Source organism: Algoriphagus sp. AK58 (genome assembly GCF_014324365.1).
In the GTDB taxonomy this organism is placed as follows: domain Bacteria; phylum Bacteroidota; class Bacteroidia; order Cytophagales; family Cyclobacteriaceae; genus Algoriphagus.
The window spans coordinates 127,625-137,526 of sequence record NZ_QEIG01000020.1; the positions used below are offsets into that span (position 1 = coordinate 127,625).

The 9,902-nt window shown below is 44.2% G+C and carries 8 protein-coding genes; 5 read left to right on the plus strand and 3 right to left on the minus strand.

Annotated features, from left to right (window positions below):
* Positions 1-99 precede the first annotated feature (99 nt).
* The 3 genes from DDT91_RS17470 to DDT91_RS17480 all read left to right on the plus strand — a co-directional run bounded on the left by DDT91_RS17470 (position 100) and on the right by DDT91_RS17480 (position 3,509).
* Positions 100-1,488 carry a sigma-54 dependent transcriptional regulator gene (locus DDT91_RS17470; protein WP_187177531.1) on the plus strand — a complete coding sequence of 463 codons (1,389 nt, stop codon included), beginning with the start codon at positions 100-102 and terminating at the stop codon, positions 1,486-1,488.
* Positions 1,478-2,830, plus strand: a complete 1,353-nt coding sequence (locus DDT91_RS17475) for a PAS domain-containing sensor histidine kinase (RefSeq protein ID WP_187177481.1) — start codon at positions 1,478-1,480, stop codon at positions 2,828-2,830. Before DDT91_RS17470 ends, DDT91_RS17475 begins: the two co-directional genes overlap by 11 nt.
* Before the next feature lie 349 nt (positions 2,831-3,179).
* Positions 3,180-3,509 carry a hypothetical protein gene (locus DDT91_RS17480; protein ID WP_187177482.1) on the plus strand — a complete coding sequence of 110 codons (330 nt, stop codon included), beginning with the start codon at positions 3,180-3,182 and terminating at the stop codon, positions 3,507-3,509.
* A 35-nt stretch (positions 3,510-3,544) separates the two neighbouring features.
* Here DDT91_RS17480 and DDT91_RS17485 read toward each other — a convergent pair whose 3' ends face one another.
* On the minus strand, positions 3,545-4,000 hold the full coding sequence (locus DDT91_RS17485; protein WP_222718677.1) for a hypothetical protein: 456 nt from the start codon (positions 3,998-4,000) through the stop codon (positions 3,545-3,547).
* A 196-nt stretch (positions 4,001-4,196) separates the two neighbouring features.
* Here DDT91_RS17485 and DDT91_RS17490 point away from each other — a divergent pair, with 196 nt between their 5' ends.
* Positions 4,197-4,913, plus strand: coding sequence for a hypothetical protein (locus DDT91_RS17490; protein ID WP_187177483.1), 717 nt, complete (start codon positions 4,197-4,199; stop codon positions 4,911-4,913).
* A gap of 78 nt (positions 4,914-4,991) precedes the next feature.
* Here DDT91_RS17490 and DDT91_RS17495 read toward each other — a convergent pair whose 3' ends face one another.
* Positions 4,992-7,655 (minus strand): PQQ-dependent sugar dehydrogenase, encoded by a 2,664-nt coding sequence (locus DDT91_RS17495; RefSeq protein ID WP_187177484.1) that lies wholly within the window; start codon positions 7,653-7,655, stop codon positions 4,992-4,994.
* 72 nt (positions 7,656-7,727) lie between these two features.
* Entirely contained in the window at positions 7,728-8,324 is a 597-nt protein-coding gene (locus DDT91_RS17500; protein ID WP_187177485.1) for an outer membrane beta-barrel protein, read from the minus strand.
* 200 nt (positions 8,325-8,524) lie between these two features.
* Between DDT91_RS17500 and msrA the strand changes: the two genes are divergently transcribed.
* Positions 8,525-9,631, plus strand: coding sequence for a peptide-methionine (S)-S-oxide reductase MsrA (gene msrA / locus DDT91_RS17505; protein WP_255502176.1), 1,107 nt, complete (start codon positions 8,525-8,527; stop codon positions 9,629-9,631).
* Positions 9,632-9,902 lie beyond the last annotated feature (271 nt).

The window sequence follows — 9,902 nt, forward strand, 5'->3', positions numbered from 1 at the left end:
ACGGACCTTTTGGAAAAATTTTCACCAAAAATCCAAATCGGCAGACTTTTGGAATTCCATACAAAGTCCGCAAATGCGGATGAAAAACTTTCTGCTATTATGAATGAGCAACGAACCGGAAAAATCCTCATCGTCGATGACAATGAAGACTTGCTAAAAGCCGCCAAAATTTTTCTCAAAAGACACTTTGCCCAGGTGGACACGGAAACCAACCCGGACCTGCTGCCGATCCTCACGCATAATGAAAACTATGACGTGATCCTCCTAGACATGAACTTCACCAAGGATGTGAGTTCGGGACAGGAAGGCTTTTATTGGTTGGATCGGATTTTGGAGCTCGATCCATCGGCCGTAGTCGTCCTGATCACCGCTTATGGAGATGTGAATCTGGCCGTAAAAGCCATTAAGGAAGGGGCAACGGATTTTGTGCTCAAGCCTTGGGAAAACGAGCGTCTCCTAGCCACCTTAAATTCTGCCCTTCAGCTCCGACAGAAAAAACTCGAGGTCAACCTGCTCAAGGACCAGAAGCAGACGCTTCAGCAGGACATGGACAACAAGTTCAAAGACATCATTGGCCAAAGTCCCTCGATGCAAAAAGTTTTTGAAACCATCGAGCGTGTAGCTTCTACCGATGCCAATGTTTTGATCTTAGGAGAAAACGGAACCGGAAAAGAACTGATTGCCCGGGCGATCCACCGTCATTCCCGACGAAGCCGGGAGGCTTTTGTAGGGGTAGATTTGGGTTCGATCACCTCCACCCTATTTGAATCAGAGCTTTTTGGACACAAAAAAGGTGCTTTCACCGATGCCAAGGAAGACCGCGCAGGCCGATTCGAACAAGCGCACAAGGGAACCCTCTTCCTGGATGAAATCGGAAACCTTCCCTTACCCCTTCAAGCGAAGCTATTGGCAGCACTTCAAAACCGCCAAGTCACCCGAGTAGGTGCCAATAGACCGGTGGATGTAAATATCCGATTGATTTCGGCTACAAACATGCCCGTGTACAACATGGTCTATGACAACAGCTTCCGTCAAGATTTACTTTACCGAATCAATACCATAGAGATCACCTTGCCTCCACTTCGGGAGCGAGTGGAAGATATCCCGCTATTGGCCGATCATTTTATCAGCTACTATTCCAAGAAGTATAACAAAGACATCCGAAAAGCCTCTGAACCTCTGCTGAAACGAATGACAAAATACCATTGGCCAGGTAATATTCGAGAGCTTCAGCATAGCATCGAGCGGGCGGTGATCATGTCCAACCACAACGTGCTGCAGCCTGAGGATCTGTTTTTGCAAAAAATGGGACAACCCGAAAAATCGGAGGAAAACGTGAGTCTGGAGCACTTGAATATCGAGGACGTGGAACGCATCCTTATCCGGAAAGCCCTCCAAAAACACAACGGACATATCACCCGGGCTGCAGATGAACTCGGCTTGACCCGATCCTCTTTGTACCGAAGACTGGAAAAATATGGTCTATAGGAAATTTTCGATCGGTATCAGTATTCGGATTTTGGCGATTACTGGACTTATTTTTCTGGCAGTTTGGCTGTTTTACACCAAAGACCTCTGGCTTGCGCCGGGGATTTTAGTGGTGATGGTGGCGTTTTTGGCAGGAGAGATGATCTACTATGTCAACTCGATCAATCAAAAACTTGCCCGCTTTTTGGACTCCATCCGCTTTGCCGATTTCTCCTCATCCTTTACCACCGATAGCAAGATGGGCCAATCTTTCCGAGAGGTCAATCAGGCCTTCAATGAGGTAATGGAGGTTTTCAAGCAGACCCGGGCCGAAAAGGAGGAACAGATGCTTTTTCTCCAAGTGATCATTCAACATATCAATACCGGAATCATCTCCTTCAACGCGGAAGGAAAAATCGGAGTGATCAACAATGCCGCCAAGCATCTCCTGCAAATCCCACAGTTTCGGGATATCAGCGATCTGGGAAAACTTTCCAAAAAACTCCTACAGGAAATTCTGGAAATGAAGCCCGGGCAGCGGGTCTCCTTCAAGGTCAATCCCACCATGCACCTGATCATCCAATCCACTGCGCTGAAAATGGGCGGAAAAAGCTGGACCCTCCTCTCCTTTCAAAACATCAATGCCGAACTTCAATCCAACGAACTGGAGGCTTGGCAAAATCTGACTAAAGTGCTCCGACACGAAATCATGAATTCCATCACGCCGATTTCCAGTTTGGTGGATTCGCTCCGTACCATCCTGGATGAGGACAGCTACGTGCAGCAAGAAGGTATATTGATCAAAAAAGATGGCTTTTTGGATATTCAGGAAGGACTGGACACCATTGCTAACCGAAGCAAAGGATTGGTAAATTTTGTCAATGCCTATCGGGATTATACCAATATACCGCAGCCCAAAAAGGAGTTGGTTTCTGTGGAAAATTTGATCGAGAATGTTTGCCAATTGATGAAAGAAGACCTCAAATCCAAGGAAATCGAGGTTCATAAAGAACTGAACCCGGAAAACCTGGAAATCCTCTGCGACCCGGATCAAATCACCATGATCCTGATTAATCTGGTCAAAAACGCTTCCGAATCCTTGCACAATCAAGCTGATCGGCAGATCTGGATCCGGGCTTTTGGCCAAGGAGATCTGGGCAGTACCATCCAAATCGAAGACAACGGACCGGGGATCGTTCCTGAAGCTTTGGAACGGATTTTTGTACCCTTCTACACCACCAAAAAGACCGGCTCAGGTATAGGCCTGGCGATTTCCAGACAGATCATGAACCTTCATCGGGGAAGCTTGACTGTCCTTTCTGATCCTGAGAAAAAGACGGTTTTTAGTTTGAATTTTAGGTAGTCGGTACACTCTTTGAAATGATCCTCTCGAAATTTCCATTCTTAAAACCCAAACCCCATAACTTATAACCAACATATAATCATTACTTTACAGAAAAATCATTATTTCGATTCCACTTTTTTGAAATCATTTTTAGCACAATCCAATAGGAACCCAATTGAATAGACCGAAACCCAAAAATCAGCTTTTCTATTAGCCGGACTGATTTATGGAATTTCTCTCGACGGGGTTATAGATCGCAATGAATTCCAAACTTTGAAAAATTGGTGCAACGATTTTGAACCACTTGTGAGCGTATTGAATTTCAGAGACTTCACGGCCAAATCATACCAATCATTGATTATGAAAAGTGAATGCAGAAGAAATAGAGAAAATCCGCACCATTTTGAATCAATTCCTGAAAGACCTCGGAGCCCAATCAGAAGATTTATCCAACCTCTTCTTCCTAAACGGGATCTTTGGAGGGCTTCTTGCCAGTGGAGACTTCAATACCTATGAGAGGTATAAACTGGGAAAGTGGCTGGACAAGAATGACCATTTAAGGGAAAGGCCTCCTTTTGATGAGCTTTTCGATATTATCTACTCGGTACTTGAAGCTAAAAAAGTGGACAAAAAAGAGGCAAAAAAACTAAAAAGCTTCTTCTTAAAAATGGATGGAAGCATGACCTTCCCCCCTTAACTATTAAGCCCAGATTCATTGAAGTGGATTGGCACTTAATTCTTCTGAAAAGTCAGATAATCAGTTCCTCCATTTCCTCCACTGACATCTATTAATTCGATTTTGGAGGCAGAATGGGAGGTGATATCCCAATCATCATTCAAATCTTCAAATTTTGTAGATACCGGAAAGAAAATAGTAAAATCCAAATCATCAGGACTATCATCGCTACTGTCTTTTACTATGGACCAAGTCCCGGTGAACGTATTTACCCCATTGGTGGCTACAAGACTTCCATTGGGATTGAAGGTAAAAAGGAACCCATTGAAACTTGAAGTCTCATCTTTACCCGAATCGATAAACTTGGTGATCTTCCAAGTCCCAAGGCCCAAATCTTGGCTGATTTGGTCAATTTCAGATTCAGATGATTTGGAATCATCTTCACAAGACAGCACACCTAAGCTAAGCACTACTAGGCCAATGGTCTGGATAATTTTCAGGAAAGTTTTCATAGTAGGATTGATTTAAGCCAATATAAATTCCTCATTTTCAACAAATAAACACGATCCAAAACTCACTTAAACGGCTGATTTTCATCATGAAATCCTCCAATACCCATCCAGCACGAAACATTTTTAAATGGAATTGCGAATCTAACCTAAGTCCTACCCCCTTTTCCCAAATCTTTCCCATTCCAGCCATACCGTCATGAGAATTTTAGTTGCATGTATTCTTATTTGCCTGGTATCTCACACATCCTGGGCACAATTTGAGGACAAAGTCCAATTGGGGCTTTATGGAAATATCGGGTTTCCCGTCGGGGAGTTCAGCCAAACAGTCAGCAACTCAATGGGAGGCACCGGCTGGGGAACAGGAATTAATTTTCTGTTCAATCCCAAAAAAGGCAGGGAATTCTCGCCAGTATTGATTGGAATAGAAGGGAATTATCTACATCTCGGAACCGAGAAAACGCCAGAGTCCCAATTTTTACCCCGGCTCAAAACTACCTTTAACTACTTCAATGTGGGACCTATCATCCGTGCCATGCTGAGCAATAAAGAAGAAGGGATCATCCCTTTTGTAGACGGATTTGTAGGACTGAAAGTGCTCAACACCAAAACCAAAATCGACAACAGCTTACTCGACACACTTTTGGATCAGGAGTACCTTGAAAGTCTTCTTTCCACCAACTACGAGGGTTTGGGATATGGGCTTGGTATTGGTTTTTTCTCCAGGAAAATTAAAAATGAACCTTTTGATACGAGTGCTAGCTTTTACCTCAAACTCCAATACCAATATGGTGATCGGATAAACTATGTCAAGCGGGGAAGTGTCGAGGTGGACAGGGAAGGCTTTATCACTTATGAGACTGGCAAAACTCCTACTTCCCTTCTTTCTCTCCAACTTGGAATCCTATTCAGATAATATCCTTGGATCCAGAAATACTTCAGGAAGGTAATCATTAAAAAGCCCGAATCTGTAATGACTCGGGCTTTTGGTTTTTCATCGGTTGAATTTGATCGTACTCACATTGAAGGTGTTCCAAATGGAGACCTCCTTGTCGGGAATAAAGACCAGGAAGATATCCTGAATTTCCTCTACTGGGCTTAAGCTAACTCTTACCGGGAAGAATTGTCCTTCCAAATTGGCAGGACGATCTGCTTTAGAAAGGGTTTTTGTCTCGCCAATAACCGTCCCTGTCGGGCTTCCGATCCTGATTTCCAGTTTACCGGAGGTATTGCCAGGGGAAAGAGCCAGATCAAGATTTTTGATTCCTTTCAGATCCAATTGATCGAAGCGAATCCAGGATTGTGGAGCGGTAAACTTCACCCACTGTGAATTTACCCCATTGGCTTTGGCTACTTGCTCAAATTCATTGGCTGAAACGGCCTTAACCAGACTATTACGCAAGATCATACTCACTTGGGACCTTAGCGGGGCTATACCCTGTGCCCCTTTGTCCTCATAGCCAGCCTGAATCAAGTAATAGCCCTCAGGCAAGGTGACTTTATCTATCAAATATTCTCCAGAAAGTGGGAGGGTCCTTGTATTGCTTGTTGGATTGGCCAGTCCGAGGATGAAATCCACCATGCTTTCTACCTGGACAGGTTCAAGATGAGGATGACCCGGCATGACACGCTCACCCCATACTCCCCCTCCTCCTTGGGTGATCTTGTTGATCAGATAAGATTTGGCATCGGGTTGGTTGAGGTATTTTTTGGAAACGGCAGTATAGGTAGGACCGATGGACTCTTTTTCCACAGCGTGACAGGCCTTACATCCAGCCTGGGTAATGTAGTTTTCCCCCGGAGAAATGGGTTCCTCCTGCTTATGGCCAGTTTGCACCAGGTCATATCCTCCCTCCAAGTAGTCGATGGAAAACCGAATCTTGGAATCGTCTGGGGTTTGATCTTCCCGATCAGTCACTTGGACTGCATAGCGGATAGCTTGCTTGTCGAAGTAAAACGTCCTGTTTCCACTCCAGTCAATCGTGACCACTGGGGCTTCGTTTCCTGCTTTTATCTCCACAGTCGCCTCTGAGTAAGCCCCATGCTGATCCGTGACCGTAAGTTTCACTTGATAAATCCCAGGAGCATCAAAGATTATTTCCGGATGAGGTTCTTGGGATGTTTGACCATTTCCAAAATCCCATTTGTACTTCAGCACGTCGCCTTCGTCAAAATCCTGTGTACCCTCAGAAGAAAACTTCACCTTGAGCGGAATTGCACCTGTGAGTCGATCAGCGCCAGCTTCCACTCTTGGCTTTCGATTGCCCGAAGCAAATTCGATCCGATAAATTCCGGAATCGTCATTTTGGGCACTCCAGAAAGTCCCGTACTCCAAAATATAAAGCGAACCATCCTTGGCAAACTGCATATCCACCGGCTTGTCAAACACCGTAGAAGGCATAAACCGCTCCATGGTGTCATATTGGTAATCTTCAGTCAGCTTCACTGTGAAAATCCAATTTCTCATCCAATCATAGAAAAACACTTTTCCATCGAAATAACCGGGAAATCGAACATCCGATTTTTCGTAATCGCTGCGGTAATACACCGGTCCGGCCATGGCGTTTCGCCCTCCTGTTCCCAACATGGGAAACTCGGCCGATTCATCATACGGATACCAAATCAGTGCAGGAGTGGCAGGAGGTAGAATCTCGATTCCTGTAGAGTTGGGAGAAGTATTCTTTGGCGCTGTAGGATCAAACTCGAAAAGACTCTCTTTCTTTTCGAAGTCGTATTTCCAATAAGGCTTGTTGTTTCCTACAAAATAGGGCCAACCAAAAAATCCCGGTTTGGTCGCCAGATTAAACTCATCATGACCTTTGGGTCCTCTTTTCAGGCTATCGACTGAAGCGTCAGGACCGACTTCTCCCCAAAACAGATTGCCATTTCTTTGATCCACCGCAATGCGGAACGGGTTTCGGTTGCCTTTCACATAGATCTCCGGGCGGGTATTGGGAGTACCCGGAGGAAAAAGATTTCCCTCGGGAATCGTATAGGTTCCATCAGGCTGAGGTGTAATTCTCAGGATCGAACCGCGTAAATCATTTGAGTTTCCGGAGGTTTTTTGAGCATCTACATTTCCCGGACGCCCTGCTCGCTCGTCTATGGGGTTATAATTGTCCGACTCAAAAGGAGTAGTATCATCTCCTAAGCTGATGAAAAGATTCCCCTTAGAATCAAACTCCAGTGAACCCCCTGAGTGACAACATCCCCGAAAGACGGGAACTTCCAGCATGATTTTCTCCGAAGTTTTATCCAAAAGACCGTCCACCAAGGTAAACCTCGAAAGCCTATTGATGGAATCTGGGCCAGTTGGAGCATAGTACAGGTAAATCCACTGATTCTCGTTGAACTTTGGGTCTTTGGCGAGGCCAAGTAGTCCGTCTTCATTTTGAGCATAGACATCCAAAGAGCCGATTTCTTCCACTTCCCCGCTCTCGGCAATGTATTTTCGGATTTTACCCCCACGCTCAATAAAAAGTACATCCAGATTATCCAACACTTCGAGCTCCATAGGCTCGTTGAGCTTTTCGACGAGAGTAACTTTGGTAAAGCGGCTTTCTTCGGGTTTTACTGTGGCAAAGGGATCTACATCTTCCTCTTTACAACACCAAAAAGCAAGTAGTGGCAATACAGCTGCCCACAATCTGATTTTCATACAAAGGCTTTAGGTTAATTTGCGCCCTAAGATATGGAAATCAATGAAGCAAAAAATCCTGTTCTAGGCACCTTATTTACTTGATGGGATTTTGAAGGAGAGACCCAAAATCAGCTGTTGCCTTTTGTAATCTTCCTTCCCCAATACGTTTTCGAACGTGTATTTATTTTCATTCAATTCCCGCTCAAATCTTAGGTCCAGACCAACCGGGCCGAAGTTTACTCCCAGTCCCATCTGAAATCCCAGTCCTAAGGGATTCGGCTTTTCGAAAAGATCAGGCTGAGAAAACTTTTCTTGGAGAGTGTAATGGAACGAAGGACCAATGGAGAATCCAATCACCTGAAATAATCGCATTTTTACCAAAATGGGAAGGTCTATTTTTTGGTATTCCACTTTTCCGAGGTCAGTTTCAAATTGGGATTGGGTAAAAATCAGTTCCGGACGAAGGGCGATATCATAGGACGTCAGTTGGTAAAAAACACCCACATGATATCCCATATTTTCACCAGGTTGGGAAAAAATATCACCAGCCTCCTGAAAATATTTTCCGCTGGTGTTGTAATTCAACCCGCCTTTGAAACCAAAGCCGCTACCCTGCTGGGCCAATGCCCCTTGGGCAACCAAAAACACCAAAACGGCCACTGCTATGGATTGAATCAAATTCTTCATGATAATTTTTTGGTTTGGTTGCAGTCAAACTCAACATTGTAATCAAACCGTCAATCCAAAATTTCTGGGATCTCGTAACTTGGAAGGCAAGATTTAAAAGAAATTAAGAACTGCTGGCAAACACAAGTCTGATCCAACTTGTTTTTACTATGTCAAAAAGTTGACCAATTAATCACCTAAAAAGCAAGAACATACTTTACATGCGAAAACATATAAATCCTTCAATACCTATGCTGAGTTTGTTTTTAGGCCTCTTAATGGCCTGTAATCCAAGTACTACTGAAAAATCTGCGGAAACCGAATCGATCATCCAAGAACCCAAACAAGTTTTTTCCGGAAAGACAGAATTGGCAACCTTCGCAGGTGGATGTTTTTGGTGTGTGGAAGCACCGTTTGAAGGACTGGACGGAGTACTGGATGTAGTCTCCGGTTATTCTGGAGGGAAAGAGAAAAATCCGACCTATTCGGATGTTTCTTCAGGAAAAACAGGACATCGTGAAGCTGTACAGATTACCTATGATCCTGAAGTGATCAGCTATTCTGAGCTAGTCGATATTTTCTGGCAAACCTTTGATCCTACCGATGTAGGAGGATCCTTCTTTGACCGAGGTACACAGTATGAATCGGCGATTTTCTATCACAATGACATCCAAAGAAACGTGGCTGAAGAGAGCAAGTCCAGACTGGACAAGTCGGGCAAATTCAAGAAACCTATCGCTACTCCTGTCATCAAGTATTCCAACTTCTATCCTGCAGAAGACTATCATCAGGACTATTACAAAAAGAATCCCTCCGAGTATATGTCTTATAAAATCGGCAGCGGACGTCAGGAATGCATCAAAACCAACTGGCCGGATATCAACGAAGGCACCTACCCTGCCAAATCCAAGGCTGAACTCAAAAAGACCCTGACTCCTCTTCAATACGAGGTGACCATGGAGGATGCCACGGAATATGCCTTTCAGAATGAATACAACGGAAATAAAAAATCGGGCATTTACGTCTGCATCGTCTCAGGTGCTCCGCTTTTCAGCTCAAAAGACAAATATGAATCAGGATCAGGCTGGCCAAGCTTTACCAAGCCCATCGATGCGAGAGCATTGGAAAAGCCAATTGATAAAACGTTGGGTATGACCCGAGTGGAGGTACGTAGTAAATATGGCAAAAGCCATGTAGGCCATGTGTTCTACGATGGTCCTACTCCTACTGGACTGAGGTATTGCATGAACTCCGCGGCCATGAAGTTTATCCCTAAGGAAGAAATGGAGACCAAAGGGTACGGGGAATACTTGTGGTTGGTGGATTAATTCCAAAACGTGAATTTGACAGTTTTCAAAAGGATTCCAAGGTAGGCTCAACACCTTAATTTTCCTGAATTAATGGAAGTCAAACATCCTGATTCGAGGGAGGTGCCTGGCCATTTTAGAGGAATCTAAACACAATTTGGCTACCTGTCTGTCCATCAGGCAGGTAGTCGAATTGTGACTAACTGGAATCAAGAGAGCTTTTTTAACTTTTATCACGCGAAGAAAAAAATTAAATTTTTGTAAGATAAAATTGAATTATTCTATCATAATA